The sequence below is a fragment of the Quadrisphaera sp. RL12-1S genome (genome assembly GCF_014270065.1).
Lineage (GTDB): Bacteria > Actinomycetota > Actinomycetes > Actinomycetales > Quadrisphaeraceae > Quadrisphaera.
The window spans coordinates 1-14,302 of record NZ_JACNME010000020.1 but is presented as its reverse complement, the minus strand read 5'-3'; the positions used below and the strand labels follow the sequence as shown (position 1 = coordinate 14,302).

Sequence of the window (14,302 nt, the reverse complement as noted above, 5' to 3'; positions counted from 1 at the left end):
CACTCGGCGCTCGCATGCGCAGATGGCCCCATGAACGACCCTGATGGGGCACATCGCGGCGCGAAGGGGCCATCTACGCACCGAAGGGGCGCATCCGGCGCCCTGGGCGGTCGGAAGTGCCCCGGACGTGGCGCTCAGGGCCTTGATCGTCGCGCTGCCGAATGCTCACCGGTGAGCGACCGGGAGCTGGCGCCCCTTCGTGGGAGTTCGCGCCCCTTCGCGGGCGCTGATGGGGCGGCGGCTCCCGCGAAGGGGCAGGAACTGGGGCGATGGGCGGATGTCTGCAGGGCGAGTGCCGCCGCCGCGTCGATGTGGCGCGGAGGTCTTTGGTCGTCACGGGTGGAGGGCGGCCCGGCGTGAACAGCACGAGCAGCACGAGCACAGGAGGGGCGCGATGACGCCGGAGCAGGCGCAGTGGTTCGCGCAGACCTTCGACCAGCTGGTGGCCAACGTCGAGAAGGTGGTGGTCGGGCGCACGCAGGTGGTGCGGCTGGCGGTCGCCTGCCTGCTCTCCCAGGGCCACCTGCTCCTCGAGGACGTCCCCGGCACGGGCAAGACCAGCCTGGCCCGGGCGCTCGCGCAGACCGTGCAGGGCACGCACCAGCGGATCCAGTTCACCCCCGACCTGCTGCCCAGCGACGTCACGGGCGTGTCCATCTACGACCAGCGCACGAAGGACTTCGACTTCCACCGCGGACCGGTCTTCGCCTCGGTCGTCCTGGCCGACGAGATCAACCGCGCCAGCCCCAAGACGCAAGCGGCGCTGCTGGAGGTCATGGAGGAGGGGCGCGTCACGGTCGACCGCACCAGCCACGAGGTGGGCGAGCCGTTCATGGTGATCGCCACGCAGAACCCCGTCGAGCAGGCCGGCACGTACAAGCTCCCCGAGGCCCAGCTGGACCGGTTCCTGCTGCGCACGAGCCTGGGCTACCCCGACCGCTCCAGCACGGTGGCGATCCTCGCGGCCTCGGCCGGGCGCGGCCGAACCCCGGTGGTGGTGGAGCCACTCATCACCCCCAGCGCTGTGGTGCAGATGAGCGAGCTGGCCTCGCAGGTGGACGTCGACCCGGCCCTGCTCGACTACGTGACCCGTCTGGTGGAGGCCACCCGCGTCGCGCCCGGAGTCCGGCTCGGCGTCAGCGTCCGCGGTGCCCTGGCGCTGGTGCGGGTGGTGCGCACGTGGGCCGCCAGCCACGGGCGCGACTACGTGGTCCCTGACGACGTCAAGGCCCTCGCCGAGCCGGTCCTGGCCCACCGCGTGCTGCTCGACGCCGACGCCGAGTTCTCCGGCGCCACCGCCGAGCAGGTCCTCAGCGGGGTGCTCGCTGCCGAGGCGCCGCCCGTGGCCCGCCGCGACCCGGCCCCATCGGTCCAGTGACCGCCCGATGAGCGCGCTGCAGCGGCTGGCCCGCCGGGCCCTGCGCGTCCCCAGCGCTGCCGGCTGGGCCCTGCTCGCCGCCACCGCGGTCCTCACTGCGGCCGCTGGCCCGACCGGCTGGGTGGAGCTGCGCGCCGGGGCGTTGGCCGGCGCGGCCGTGCTCGTCGTCGCCGGGCTCTTCACGCTCGGCCGCTCCGACTACCGCGTCGAGGTGGTCGTCCACGCCGACCGCGTCGTGGTCGGCGAGCGGGCGATCGGCGAGCTGCGGATCACGTGCGCCGCCCGCCACCGGCTGCTGCCCGCGCGCATCGACCTGCCCGTCGGTGACCTGACGGCCAGCTTCCCCCTGCCTTCGCTGGCACCCGGCCAGGTGCACGAGGAGGGCTTCCTGCTGCCCACAGACCGCCGCGGCGTGGTGGTGGTGGGCCCGGTGAGCTCGGTGCGCGGCGATCCGCTCGGCCTGCTGCGGCGCACTGTCCGCTGGACTGCCCCGCAGAGCGTGCGCGTGCACCCGCGCACGGTGCGCCTCGACCTGCCCGCCACCGGGCGCAGCCCCGACCTCGACGGCGCGGCCAGCGGCTCCCTCACCTCCAGTGACATCGCCTTCCACGCCCTGCGCCAGTACGTGCCCGGCGACGACCGCCGCCACGTGCACTGGCGCACGTCGGCGCGCACGGGCGAGCTGGTGGTGCGCCAGTACGACGAGTCGCGCCGCGCGCACGTCGTCGTCGTCCTCTCCACGGCCCCGGCGGACTACGCCAGCGCGGCGGAGCTGGAGCTGGCCATCAGCGCGGCGGGCTCGTGGGCGCTCTCAGCGATGCGCTCCGAGCAGCGCACCACTGTGCTCACCACGCGGGGGCCGCTGCCGACCGCCACCCCGCGCGCCCTCCTCGACTCCCTCGCGGACCTGCCGGCCCTCGACGACAACGCCCTCGCCCACCGCTCCCAGAAGGCCGACGACGACGCGGGTGGTGTCGCGGTGCTGCTGCGCGACGCCGCCCGCCGGTCCGGCGCGAGCGGGACCGTGGTGCTGACCGGCGCCCACGGAGCGCTGGCGCAGGTGCAGCGGGGCGCCCGGGCGCTTCCGGTCGACGTTCCGGTGGTCGTGGTGCGTGCGCTCGGCGGCGAAGGCGCACGGATCCCCGCGCAGCAGCCGTCAGCCCTCGCCGGGGTCAGCGCCAGCGGGCGCCTGGCGGTCGTGGGCCTGACGGACCTCTTGGCTCTGCCTCGGGCAGCCCGGGCGGCGTCCCTGTGAGCGTGCAGCCCCACCCGGCGCTGCGCCTGGTCGCAGACGTCGCCGCCGTCCTGGGGCTGGTCGGCGTGGCCAGCCTCGGCTGGGTCGGCGTGCTCGACGGCCTGCGCTGGGTGGCGGTGGTGGCCGCCGGCGCGGCGCTCGGCGCCGCCCTGGGCCTCGCCGCGGTGCGCTGGCGCTGGCCGGTGCTGCTGACCAGCGCCGCCGCCGTCGTCGTCCTGCTGGTCGCAGGACCGGCCGCAGCGGTGCCGGGCCGGGCGCTCGCCGGGGTGCTGCCCACGCCGTCCAGCACGGTGGCGGTGCTCGCTGGTGCGCTGCGCAGCTGGAAGGAGCTGCTCACTCTGCCCGCGCCCGTGCAACCCGGGGCGGGCAGCGGCGCGGTGCTCGTGGCGCCCCTCGTGGTGGCACTGGTGGCCGGGGCCGTGGTGACCGCGGGGGTGCAGCAGCGCCGCGCCTGGTGGGTGGCGCTGCTGCCCGCGCCCGCGGTGCTGGTGGTCACGGCGCTGCTTGGCACTGACCAGCCGCTCGCGCCGGCGCTGCGCGGTGCGGCGCTGGTGGTCGGGTCGCTGGCGTGGGCCTCCTGGCGGCGCGACCGCAGCTCGTCACCCGCCGGCACCCCGGCCGCCCCTGCCGCGCGGTCGTGGAGACGCCCGGTCGGTGCTGCGGCGCTGCTCGCCCTCGGCGCGGTGGGCGGGGTGCTCGCGGCTCCGGCGGTCGGCGCGAGCACCCCGCGCCTCGTGCTGCGTGACGCCCTCACCCCGCCGTTCGACCCGGCCTCCTACCCCAGCCCGCTGGCGGCCTACCGCCACTACGTCAAGGACCTGCGCGACCAGACGGTCTTCGAGGTCACCGGGCTGCCGCAGGGCGCGCGGCTGCGGCTGGCGGTCATGGACGCCTACGACGGCACGGTGTGGGACGTCGCCGGGTCCGCGCCGTCGCCGGGGTCGGGGCGCTGGGTGCCGCTGGCGGGGGAGGCGCCCTCGGGCGCGACCGTGCGGCTGGGCGTGGTCGACCGCGGCTACTCCGGCGTCTGGCTGCCCACCACCGGTGACGTCACCGATGTGCGCTTCACCGGTCCCCGCGCCGCCGCCCTCCAGCAGGGGCTGCACTACGACTCCGCCGCCCAGGTCGCCGTGACGTCGGCCGGCCTGGCCCCGGGCGACGGGTACACCGTCCGGGCCGAGCCGGTGACCGCCATCACCCTCACCCAGCTGCTGGCCGACCCGCGCGCCGCCACCGCGCCTGCGGCCACCACCGCGCTGCCCGCCCCGGCCACCGTGCCCACCGGCGTGGGGGCCTTCGCCGCCGAGCACGCCGGCGACGGTTCGGCGGCGCAGCGCGCGCAGGGCCTCGCAACGGCGCTCCAGCAGGGCTTCTTCAGCCACGGTCTGGAGGGAGACGCCGCCTCGCGCGCCGGCCACGGCGCTGGCCGGCTCGCCTCGATGCTGGCGTCGGACCAGATGATCGGCGACGACGAGCAGTACGCGGCCCTCATGGCGCTCGCGGCCCGGCAGGTCGGCCTGTCGTCGCGGGTGGTCATGGGTTTCGCGCCGCAGGCCGCCGGCGGACGAGGGGGCGGTGGTGGTGCGGTGACGGTGACCGGCGGTGACGTGCGCGCCTGGACCGAGGTGGACGTGCAGGGCGTGGGGTGGGTGGCGGTCGACGCGACACCCGACCCGAGCCGCGTGCCGCAGCCGCAGTCCGCCCGGCCGCGCTCGGTGCCTGAGCCGCAGGTGCAGCCCCAGCAGGAGCCGGCTCCCCAGCCGCAGCAGCCGCAGGCGCGCTCCACCGACACCGACCAGCCCGACCGCGACCGCAGCGCCGGTGGCCTCCCGTGGGGGAGCATCGCCGCCGGGGGCGCGCCCGTGCTCCTCGTGGTGCTGCTGTCGGGCGGCCTGGTGCTGACCAAGGCGCTGCGCCAGCGCCGCCGCCGCACCCGCGGCGACGGCGCGCAGCGGATGGTGGGTGCCTGGGAAGAGCTGGTGGACACCGCACGCGACCTCGGCGCGGCACCACCGGTCCGGGCGACCCGCCGCGAGGCGGCCGCGGTGCTGCCGCCCGAGCAGCGTGCCGCCGCCACCGCCCTGGCCGAGCGCGTGGACGCCGGGGCGTTCGCCCCGAGGCAGCCCAGCGAGCCGGAGGTCACCGGCACCTGGTCGGAGCTCGATGAACTGCTCGGGCACCTGCGCGCCGGCACCAGCCGGCGCCGCCGCCTGTGGGCGCGCGTGACGCCCCGCAGCCTGTGGCGCCGGCGGTGAGGGGACCGGTGGAGCTGAGGTGAGGCTCAAGCTGACCTGGGTGGACCGTGGCGGCGCGCCGCAGGACGTGCTCGTGGCGGCCGACGTGGTGGCTACCGTGCACGACGTCGCAGCAGCCCTCGACGCGGGTGGCCCCAGCAGTCCCGCCGCTACGAGCAGCCTCACGCTGCGCCGCCACGCCGACGGGGGTCTGCCCGACCTCGTGCTCGACCCGTCTCAGCCTCTCGCCGAGGCCCCCTTGGCCTCCGGGGCCACCGTCTCGGCCACCACCGCCGGCCGGTCCTGGGCCGACCCCCGGGCTGACCGCGGGCCCACCGCCGCGGTGCTCACCGTGCTCACCGGCCCGCACGCGGGCCGGCAGGTGGAGCTGCCCGCCGGCACCGCCGTGATCGGGCGCGACCCGCGCTGCGACGTGGTGGTGGACGACCCGCTCGCCTCCAAGCGGCACGCCCGCCTCGTGGTGGGCGAGGTGGCCGAGGTGGTGGACCTGGGCTCCGCCAACGGCACCGCTGTGGGCGGAGGGCCCGTGGGGCGCGCCGTCCTGAGCCCCTCCGATGTCGTGGTGGTCGGCGAGACGCAGCTGTCGGTGCGGCTGCTGCCACGCTCGGGTGCTCGCGAGGACGGCAGCACCTCCGTCGCCTTCGTGAGGTCGCCGGTGTCCGAGAAGCCCCCGACGGGTGCCGCGCTGGAGCCGCCCGAGCCCCCCGGTGCTGTGCAGCCCTACCCGCTGCCGCTGCTCGCGATGCTCGCCCCTCTGGTGGCCGGCGTGGTGCTGCTGGTGGTGACCGGCTCCCTGCTCTCGCTCGTGTTCGTGCTGCTCAGCCCCGTGCTCGCGGTGGCGGTCTGGCTCGACCAGCGCCTTGCGGGCCGCCGCCAGGAGCGGCAGGAGGCGGCTGCGTTCACCGCCGCGCTGGCGGCCCTCGACGAGCAACTCGGCCACCTGCAGGAGCAGGAGCGCCAGGACCGGCTGGCCGAGGCGCCCTCCACGGCGGACGCGGTGGCCGCGGCCTACCGGCTCCAGCCGCTGCTGTGGTGCCGACGTCCCGACTCCGCGCGCTTCCTGGCCCTGCGGTTGGGCCTGGGTGCTGCGCCCGCACGCCACCACGTGGCGGTCTCCTCCGGGGTGCGCGGCCGTCCCGAACACCTGCGGGCCGTGGCCGAGCTGGTCGAGCGCCGCGCCACCCTCACCGGCGTGCCCGTGGTGGTGCCCCTGCTCACCGCCGCGGACAGCACCGCCCATGCGCCGGCGGGCGTGGTGGGCGTCGCCGGGCGCGGCGAGCACGCCGACGGCACCGCCCGCGCCCTCGTGGTGCAGCTCGTCGCGCTGCACTCCCCGGCCGAGGTGGTGGTGACCGCCACCACCGGTGCGGCCGGCGCTGCCGCCTGGAGCTGGCTGCGCTGGCTGCCGCACACCAGCTCGGCGGCCTCGCCGCTCGGCGGGTCCACCGCCGCCCACCTCGCGGCCGGGGCCGCTGACGGAGCCGCGCTCGTAGCTCGCCTGGAGCAGCTGGTGGAGCTGCGCGCCGGCGCTGCTGAGCCGGGCGCCGCCCGTCCTCGGCAGTCCGTCCAGCAGCCCGACGAGCACCACGGCCCGCTGCCCGCGGTGCTGCTCGTGGTCGGCCGCGACTCGCCTGTCGAGCGCAGCCGTCTGGTGCAGCTGGCCGAGAGCGGGTCGGCGGTGGGCATCGTCGTCCTGTGGTGCGCCGCCGAGGTGGAGGCGCTGCCGTCGGCGTGCCGGGCGGTGGTCGCCGTGCGCCCTGACGGCAGTGCCTCCGCGCAGCTGCCGCGCACCGGCACCCGGGTGGACCCGGTGGCCTGCGAGACGGTGACGGCGGAGGTCGCGGAGGCCTTCGCGCGCCGGTTGGCGCCCGTGGTCGACTCCGGCGCCCGCATCGATGACGGCAGCGACCTGCCCCGCTCCACCGCGCTGCTCGACCTGCTCGGCGGTGCGGCCGCGCTCGACCCGCAGGCCGCGCTCGAGCGGTGGGGCGAGGCGCGCGGTGACGGGCTGCGCGCCGCGGTCGGGCTCACTGCGCTGGAGCCGTTCGTGCTGGACCTGCGCCTGCACGGGCCGCACGCGCTGGTGGGCGGCACCACCGGGTCGGGCAAGAGCGAGTTCCTCCAGTCGTGGGTGCTGGCCCTGGCCGCGGGGCACTCCCCGCAGCGGCTGACGTTCCTCTTCGTGGACTACAAGGGCGGCTCGGCGTTCGGTGCGTGCACCGAGCTGCCGCACGCGGTGGGACTGGTCACCGACCTCACCCCGCACCTCGTGCGGCGGGCGCTGACGTCGCTGCGCGCCGAGCTGCGCCACCGCGAGCGCGTGCTGGCGGCCGGTGGTCACAAGGACCTGCTGACCATGGAGCGCAGCGGCGACCCCGCCACCCCAACGAGCCTGGTGATCGTGGTGGACGAGTTCGCGGCGCTGGCGGGGGAGGTGCCGGAGTTCGTCGACGGCGTGGTCGACGTCGCCCAGCGCGGCCGCTCCCTCGGCTTGCACCTGGTGCTGGCCACGCAGCGCCCCGCCGGCGTCATCACCGGCAGCCTGCGGGCCAACACGGCGCTGCGGATCGCCCTGCGCCTGGCCGACGCCGAAGACTCCGACGACGTGGTGGGCGACCCCGCCGCCGCCGAGATCGACCCGTCGGTGCCAGGCCGCGCCCTGGCCCGCAGCGGGCCCACCAGCCTCACGCCCTTCCAGGCGGCCTACGCCGGTGGCCGCTCGGGCAGCGGGCGCCCCGCGGCCGCGGAGGTCTCGGTGGAGGGGCTGGGCGCCGGGGGGCGGCCCTGGCCGTCGGCGTCCTCCTCGACCGCTGACGACGACGACGGCCCCACCGATGTCACGCGCCTGGTGGGCGCACTGCAGACGGCCGCGCAGCTGGCCGAGCTGCCGACACCGCGCCGCCCCTGGCTGGAGCCGCTGGGTGACGGGTACGACCTGGCGGACCTGCGTCAGCGCCACGACCGCGAGCTGGTGCTAGGCATGGCCGACGACCCCGACCACCAGCGGCAGCTGCCGGTGGCCTTCCACCCCGACTCCGAGGGCAACCTGTTGGTGCTGGGCACGGGCGGCTCCGGCAAGAGCACCGCGCTGCGCACGCTGGCGGTGGCGGCGGCCATCACCCCGCGCGGCGGGCCGGTGCACGTGCACGCCCTCGACTTCGCCGGGGGTGGCCTGGCGATCCTGGAGGGGCTGCCGCACGTGGGGTCGGTGGTCTCCGGGGACGACGGCGAGCGCGTGGTGCGCCTCCTGGCGCGCCTGCGCGCCCTGGTGGAGGAGCGGGGTCGGCGGTACGCGGCAGCGCGCGCCTCCACCATCACCGAGTACCGCGAGCTGGCCGGAGCCCCCGAGGAACCGCGCGTGCTGGTGCTCCTCGACGGGCTGGGCGCGTTCCGCGAGGCCTACGAGGTGGGCCGCGGCGCGCCGTGGTTCACCGCGCTGCTGCAGGTGGCCAGCGACGGGCGGGCGGTGGGCGTGCACCTGGCGGTGAGCAACGACCGACCCGGTGGCATCCCACCGGCGCTGGCCTCGTCCGTGCAGCGCCGCCTGGTGCTGCGCCTGGCCTCCGAGGACGACTACGCCCTCGTCGACGTGCCCAAGGACGTGCTCGGTGCCGCCTCACCGCCCGGTCGCGGCGTACTGGACGGGCGCGAGGTGCAGGTGGCGGTTCTCGGGGGCTCGCGCAGCGTGCGCCACCAGAGCGAGGCCCTGCGTGCGTTGGCCACGAGCGTGGCGCGCCGCCCCGGTGCGGTGGCTGAGCCGGTGGGACGCTTGCCCGAGCGGGTGCCGCTGGCCGACCTGCCCGTGGCGGTGGGCGGCCTGCCGGTGCTGGGCGTGGAGGACGACGGGCTCGCGCCCGTGGGCTTCGACCCGCGCGGGGTGTTCGTCGTGGCGGGACCGCCCGCCAGCGGACGCACCACCGCACTGGCCTCCCTGGCGCGCAGCGTGCAGCGCTGGTGCCCGCAGGTGCGCACGCACCTGCTCAGCGCAGACCCGTCGTCGCTGACCGGTCTGCTCGCGTGGACCTCCCGCGCCGTAGGCCCCGAAGCGGTGGACGAGGCCGCCCGCCGAGTGCTCGACGAGCTGGGCCGCCCTGGCAACGCACCCGCCCCGCACCTCGTGGTGGTCGAGGACGCTCCGCTGCACGTCGGCGGTCTGGCTGAGACCGCCCTGGTGGACCTCGTCGCTGCCTGCCTCCGCGGCGGCCACACGCTGCTGGTGGACGGCGAGACCAGCGCACTGACCCAGTGGGGCCCGCTGCTGACCGCCGTGCGCGCCGGGCGGCGCGGCGTGGTGCTGCAGCCGGACCAGGTGGACGGCGACGCCGTCTTCCGCACCGCCTTCCCCCGCGTGGCCCGGGCGGAGTTCCCGCCCGGGCGCGGGCTGCTCGTCTCCCGCGGCGCTGCCGTGCGGGTGCAGGTCGCTCTCCCGGAGGTGTCGTGATGTCGTTCGGTCTGCACCCGCCACAGCCGGTTCCCGCCCCGCTGGACCGCCGCATCGGCGCCTACCTCATCAACACCGCCATCGGAGTGGTGGCGGTGCTCGTGGTGTTCTTCCTCGGGCTGCTCGTGATCGCCCTGGGCGAGCAGGCGGGCGCGGGAGCCGTCTCGGGCGCCGGCAGCGTCATCGTGATCTTCGTCTACCTCTTCGGCGGCCTGGCGTGGTCGGTGGCCCTGGCCGTCATGGAGTCGCGCAGTGCCAGCCCCGGCAAGAGGCTGCTGGGACTGCGTGTCGCGCGCGTCAGCAGCGGGGAGAACCTCACGACGGGACAGGCCTTCGGCCGGGTGTTCGTCCTCGGGCTCATCGGTGGCCTGACGTTCGGCATCGCCACGATCATCATGATCGTCCTCGTAGCGCGGGATCCCAGCCGTGGCGGCCGCATGTGGCACGACCAGGCCTTCGACAGCATCGTCGTCGACGAGCGGGCCGTCTCCGGCCCGCCGGACCCATCCGACGCGGCGCCGGATCAGGCGCGGCCGTTCGGCCAGCCGCTGGACCGTCCGGTGCCGGTCAGCGCCCCGGGCCCGGCTGCCCCGGTGGCGCCCGCGCCGCGAGCTTCGAGCGAGTCGTCGTCGGCCCCGCGGCTCGCGCCGCCACCTCCGCATCGTGCGCCCGCTCCTGCGCCAGCCCCGCCACCGCCGACCACGGGGCTCATCACCGGCGTGCCCGGCTCCTCCGCGCCACCGGTGCCACCGGCACCACCTGGGCCGTCGTCGCCGCCGTCGCCGTCCGCGCCGGCTGCAGGCGGGGCGGCCGCCGCTGCGTCGACCTCCACAGCCCCTGAGGCCGAGGATGACGACGAGGACGTCACGCGCTACGTGCGGCGCCCGTCGACCCCGCCCTCCGTCGGAGGCTGGCGGGTGGTGCTCGCCGACGGCACCGCCGTCGTCGTCGACAAGGCCACCCTGCTGGGGCGAGACCCGGCGCCGCGAGGCGGGGAGGACGCGGCCGCTCTGGTGCCTGTCCGCGACGGAGACCGGCTCGTGTCCAAGACCCACCTGCTGCTGCGCCCCGAGGGCGGGGCGCTGTGGGCCGTCGATCGTGGCTCTACGAACGGCACGCAGCTGGTCCGGGCCGGCGAGCCGCCCCGTCGGCTGGTCCCGGAGGACCGCACCGAGCTGCGCACCGGGGACCAGCTCTCCCTCGGGGGCGTGGTCATCACGGTGCAGCGCACCTGAAACTGCTGCTCGCAGGGCTCTTCTCGACGGCGGGGAGTTGTCCCCATCGACGCCGCAGCGCCGCTGCGGTGGAGTTCACCCACCACCCCGGAACAGCCGGGGAGGAGCCCCCGGGCACAGCGCTCGGGGCCTGATGAAGGAGGCAGCCATGGCGATGGTCGGCATGAACGTGGAGCAGGTCGAGGGTGTCGCGCGTCAGCTGAGCGACGCCGGTCAGCAGATCCAGCAGCTGTCCGCCAAGCTCTCCAGCCTGCTGCAGAGCGCCGAGTGGGTCGGCAACGACCAGCAGCAGTTCCTCAACGAGTGGAACGGCACCCACCGCACCGCGCTGCAGCGCGTGGTCGACGGCCTGAACCAGGCCAGCCAGGCCGCCTCCCGCAACGCCCGCGAGCAGCGCGACGTCTCGGGCCGCTGAGGCGGCCGGCCAGCACACCGCAGAACACCGCGCAGCGTGACGAGGGGAGGGGCGGGGCGTGGCAGGGAACCTGACCGGAGCTGATGTCGCGCAGCTGCGCGACCTCGCCCGCCAGCTGGACCTGGGCGCCCAGCGCGTCCGGACCCTGGGGGAGGGGGTCCGGGCGTCGCTGGCGGCGGCCCCGTGGACCGGGCAGCGCGCCGACGACTACCGGCGCCGCTTCAACGGCACGGACCTCGTGGCGCTCCGATCCGCCGTCGGCCTGCTGGAGGAGGCGGCCCGCACGCTGCGGCGCAACGCCGACGAGCAGGAGCGCGCCAGCTCCTCCGGCGGCAGCACGGGCGCAGGAGGGGGTTTTGGAGACGGCCTCCTCCTGGGCGCAGCTGGCCGTTCGGTCCTCGGTCCTCTGCTGCGCGGCGTTGTCGAGCGACCAGACCTCGCCTACTCCGACCGGTTCTTCCCCCCGGGTCTCTTCACCGTGCTGGAGCGCCTGGACGGCGCCTCGAACACCACCCGCGCGCTGCTGACCGAGCTGGCACGTGATCCGCACCTGCTGTCGGAGTTCCTGCACTGGCAGGGAGACGTCGACACCCTGGTGGAGGCCGTGCACCTCAGCCCGCAGCTCGGGCTGGGCGAGGCGCACACCGGCGTGGAGGGGCACGTCGAGGCCTCTCACCACGGAGCCACGGCCGACGGCCTGTTCCAGTACGACGCCGCGGCCCTAGCAGAGGCCTCGGTCACCGCTGACGCCTCAGCGAAGCTCTCCTCAGACGGTCTCGCGGCCGCCGCAGGCGTCGGGGTGGTAGCGGCCGTGAGCGCGTCCGCCGCCGGTCGTGTCGGCACCGACGCGGTCAACGCCCACGCCCGGGTGGCCGGTGAGCTCAAGGCCTACGCCGACGCCGGCGGGAAGGTGCAGGTGGGACCGAAGGGGGCCGACCTCAACGCCAAGGCCGAGGCCGGCGTCATGGCCACGGTCACCGCCGGGCTGGGCACCAAGTTCGGCCCCCTGACGGTGGACGCCCAGGTGCAGGGGCACGCTGGTGCCGGGGCCCAGGCCGACGCGGGCCTGTCGCTCACGGCGCACAAGGTCGGGTTCAGGGCCAACGTGGGAGCGGCGATCGGGCTGGGCGCTGGTGGCGCTGTCGACGTCAGCGTGGATCCGACCGAGCTCGCCGACGACGTCGCCGAGGGCGCAGCACGTTTCTGGAAGGGGATCCGATGAGACTCACCCGCATGATCACGGGGACGCCGCTGGTGGTCACCGCCGACGTCCCGCCGACGTGGGGGGAGCTGCAGGCCTCCGGCTTCGTGCTCCTCGTGGTCGGCCCGGAGCCGGCAGACGGCGTCATGGCCCCGAGCGTGCAGGTGGCGCTCGACACCGCCGACTCGGCAGATGCCGCCTGGGACGCGCTGCGCCTGGGGGCTGCGGGCCTGCTGGAGGCGACCACGGCGTTCGAGGGGCGTCGGGACACCGCAGACGGTCGCGAGGAGCAGGTGCTCGAGGTGGCCCATCGAGGTGCTGAGGGCGGCGCGCAGGTCACCGTCTACCGGCTGCTGGTGCCCCGAGATGGCGGGACCACCCTCACTTGCGTCGGCACCGTCGGTGGGGGAGCCCCCGCCGATGTCGTTGACGGGCTGCGCCGCGTTGTGGCCTCGGCGGACCTGACCAGCGAACCCCGCAGCACCGCGGGCGGCAGCGACACGACGGAGGCGCGACAGCCATGAGTACAGCCCGGTTCCGTGCTAACGGAACGGGGGGGGGATCCTGATCTCGTCGAGCGCTCGGGTGAGGACTTCCTCCACCCACGATGCAGGCCGTTCCGTGAGCGCTGCGGCCTCGGCGGCCTGCGCGGCGGGGTCGTCGGGGCGGTCGAGCACCTCGGCGAGCGCCCGTGCCTGCGCGGTCGCGGGGGAGAGGTGGTCGAGCAGGGCGTGCACGTCGTCGAGGTCTTCCTGTCTGCCGCTCCAGCGGTCGGTGCTCACGAGGAACGCCGCGAGCGGGCCCAGCGCGGCGACGACGCGCTCGGTGAGGTCAGCGACCGCGGGGTCGACGCCGGCGGCGCCAGCGCCACCGGCGTCCTCGATGAGCCGCCCCTCCACGTGGGAGGCCGCCGCGACCAGGGCCTGGACGTGCTCGATGGTCCACGCACCGAGGCGGGTCAGCCCCGCGGCCTCCTGGGCCAGCCTGACGGTGAGGGCCATGTCCCGGTGGATCGACTGCAGCTCGTCGGCGCCCAGGTCAGGTGCCGTCTCGACCAGCCAGGTCTGCACCTCGTCGTGCAAGGACGTGAACTTCTCCAGCGGGGTGACCAGCGAGGAAGGGCGCACCGGCGCGGTGCGGCGGCGCCTCGGAGCCGGGCGGTGGGAGCGCTTCGCAGGCACGGCGCCACCCTGCCCGACGGCTCGAGGTGGAGCGATGACGCTCCCTGCCGCTGGCGCATCGCCCGTCCCCCGGCGGAGGTGACGGAGGGTGACGACGAGCGGCTCAGCGCGGGCCGCTGCGCGCCACCTGAGCTCTACCGTGGGGGAGGAGCCGTCGGCCGTGTAGGTCGCGGCGTGCGAGTCGGAGCACATGAGCAACGACGACGCCTTCGACCGCCCGCCGGCCGTTTCCGGCCAGCAGCAGCCCGGCCAGCCCGGGCTGCCGACCCCATAGGGCTGGTGCAGTCCCACGCCGGGTACGGCGGCCAGTCGCTGACGCCGCCGGGCTACGGTCTGTCTCTGTCAGAGACTCGAAACTAACGCCTCGACGGTAGCCGGAACGCGGATGCCAGCGGTGCTGGCGTAGTAATTGGCCTCGAACTTCACCGGCGGGACCAGGCCCAGTTCGCCGTGTAGACGTCGCTGGTTGACGCAGTCGACGTACTCCGCCACCGCGATCTCCAGGTCGTCGGTTCCCTTCCACGGGCCCCGGTGACGGACCAGCTCGGCCTTGAACAGCGAGTTGAACGCCTCAGCCAGGGCGTTGTCATACGAGTCGCCGGTGGACCCGACCGACGCGTCGGCGCTGGCCTCGGTCAGGCGCTGGATGTAGCGAATCGCGACGTACTGGGCGCCCTTGTCCGAGCGCGCCACGACGCCGGCGACATCGCGGCCGGCGTGCGCCTGAGTCCACAGCCCCAGCTTCAGCTCGAGCTTGGCGATCCGTTGCGCTTCGTCGGTGGTGGTGCCCGGACGTAGACCTTCATCGACCTCGGCTTAGAAGACGTTGCAGATGTCCGGTAGCGATCTTGTGGGGCTCGGAGCAACCTGCTGAGGCATGCCGTCCAAGGCGCCTTCCCCCGCCATGGACTCGATCAGCGACGAACTGTGGACGCTGCTCG

At 75.6% G+C, this 14,302-nt stretch carries 10 protein-coding genes; 8 read left to right on the top strand and 2 right to left on the bottom strand.

Annotation, left to right across the window (positions count from 1 at the left end):
• Window positions 1–394: 394 nt before the first annotated feature.
• The 8 genes from H7K62_RS20960 (at window position 395) to H7K62_RS20925 (ending at window position 12,704) form a co-directional block, all read left to right on the top strand.
• A complete protein-coding gene (locus H7K62_RS20960) occupies window positions 395–1,378 on the top strand; it encodes an AAA family ATPase (protein ID WP_186722430.1) in 984 nt (327 codons plus the stop codon).
• A gap of 7 nt (window positions 1,379–1,385) precedes the next feature.
• On the top strand, window positions 1,386–2,633 hold the full coding sequence (locus H7K62_RS20955; RefSeq protein WP_186722428.1) for a DUF58 domain-containing protein: 1,248 nt from the start codon (window positions 1,386–1,388) through the stop codon (window positions 2,631–2,633).
• A complete protein-coding gene (locus H7K62_RS20950) occupies window positions 2,630–4,888 on the top strand; it encodes a transglutaminase-like domain-containing protein (RefSeq protein WP_186722426.1) in 2,259 nt (752 codons plus the stop codon). The genes H7K62_RS20955 and H7K62_RS20950 overlap by 4 nt, the downstream gene beginning before the upstream one ends.
• Before the next feature lie 19 nt (window positions 4,889–4,907).
• Window positions 4,908–9,329, top strand: a complete 4,422-nt coding sequence (locus H7K62_RS20945; protein ID WP_186722423.1) for an FtsK/SpoIIIE domain-containing protein — start codon at window positions 4,908–4,910, stop codon at window positions 9,327–9,329.
• Window positions 9,329–10,564 (top strand): RDD family protein, encoded by a 1,236-nt coding sequence (locus H7K62_RS23355; protein WP_186722421.1) that lies wholly within the window; start codon window positions 9,329–9,331, stop codon window positions 10,562–10,564. Before H7K62_RS20945 ends, H7K62_RS23355 begins: the two co-directional genes overlap by 1 nt.
• A gap of 148 nt (window positions 10,565–10,712) precedes the next feature.
• Window positions 10,713–10,979, top strand: a complete 267-nt coding sequence (locus tag H7K62_RS20935; RefSeq protein WP_186722419.1) for a WXG100 family type VII secretion target — start codon at window positions 10,713–10,715, stop codon at window positions 10,977–10,979.
• A gap of 58 nt (window positions 10,980–11,037) precedes the next feature.
• Window positions 11,038–12,201, top strand: coding sequence for a WXG100 family type VII secretion target (locus H7K62_RS20930; protein ID WP_186722411.1), 1,164 nt, complete (start codon window positions 11,038–11,040; stop codon window positions 12,199–12,201).
• Window positions 12,202–12,212: 11 nt separating this feature from the next.
• The gene (locus tag H7K62_RS20925; protein WP_186722409.1) at window positions 12,213–12,704 is read left to right on the top strand and encodes a hypothetical protein; all 492 of its coding nucleotides are present in this window, start codon (window positions 12,213–12,215) and stop codon (window positions 12,702–12,704) included.
• An 18-nt stretch (window positions 12,705–12,722) separates the two neighbouring features.
• Here H7K62_RS20925 and H7K62_RS20920 read toward each other — a convergent pair whose 3' ends face one another.
• Together H7K62_RS20920 and H7K62_RS20915 are read right to left on the bottom strand one after the other, a co-directional pair.
• Window positions 12,723–13,361, bottom strand: a complete 639-nt coding sequence (locus H7K62_RS20920; protein WP_186722407.1) for a hypothetical protein — start codon at window positions 13,359–13,361, stop codon at window positions 12,723–12,725.
• 342 nt (window positions 13,362–13,703) lie between these two features.
• The gene (locus H7K62_RS20915) at window positions 13,704–14,054 is read right to left on the bottom strand and encodes an integrase core domain-containing protein (protein ID WP_186722405.1); all 351 of its coding nucleotides are present in this window, start codon (window positions 14,052–14,054) and stop codon (window positions 13,704–13,706) included.
• Window positions 14,055–14,302: the final 248 nt, after the last annotated feature.

Excerpts from the sequence above, each read along its gene's own strand:
- H7K62_RS23355 (WP_186722421.1), top strand. The coding sequence starts at position 9,329 with ATGTCGTTCGGTCTGCACCCGCCACAGCCGGTTCCCGCCCCGCTGGAC.
- H7K62_RS20935 (WP_186722419.1), top strand. The coding sequence starts at position 10,713 with ATGGCGATGGTCGGCATGAACGTGGAGCAGGTCGAGGGTGTCGCGCGT.
- H7K62_RS20960 (WP_186722430.1), top strand. The coding sequence starts at position 395 with ATGACGCCGGAGCAGGCGCAGTGGTTCGCGCAGACCTTCGACCAGCTG.
- H7K62_RS20955 (WP_186722428.1), top strand. The coding sequence starts at position 1,386 with ATGAGCGCGCTGCAGCGGCTGGCCCGCCGGGCCCTGCGCGTCCCCAGC.
- H7K62_RS20925 (WP_186722409.1), top strand. The coding sequence starts at position 12,213 with ATGATCACGGGGACGCCGCTGGTGGTCACCGCCGACGTCCCGCCGACG.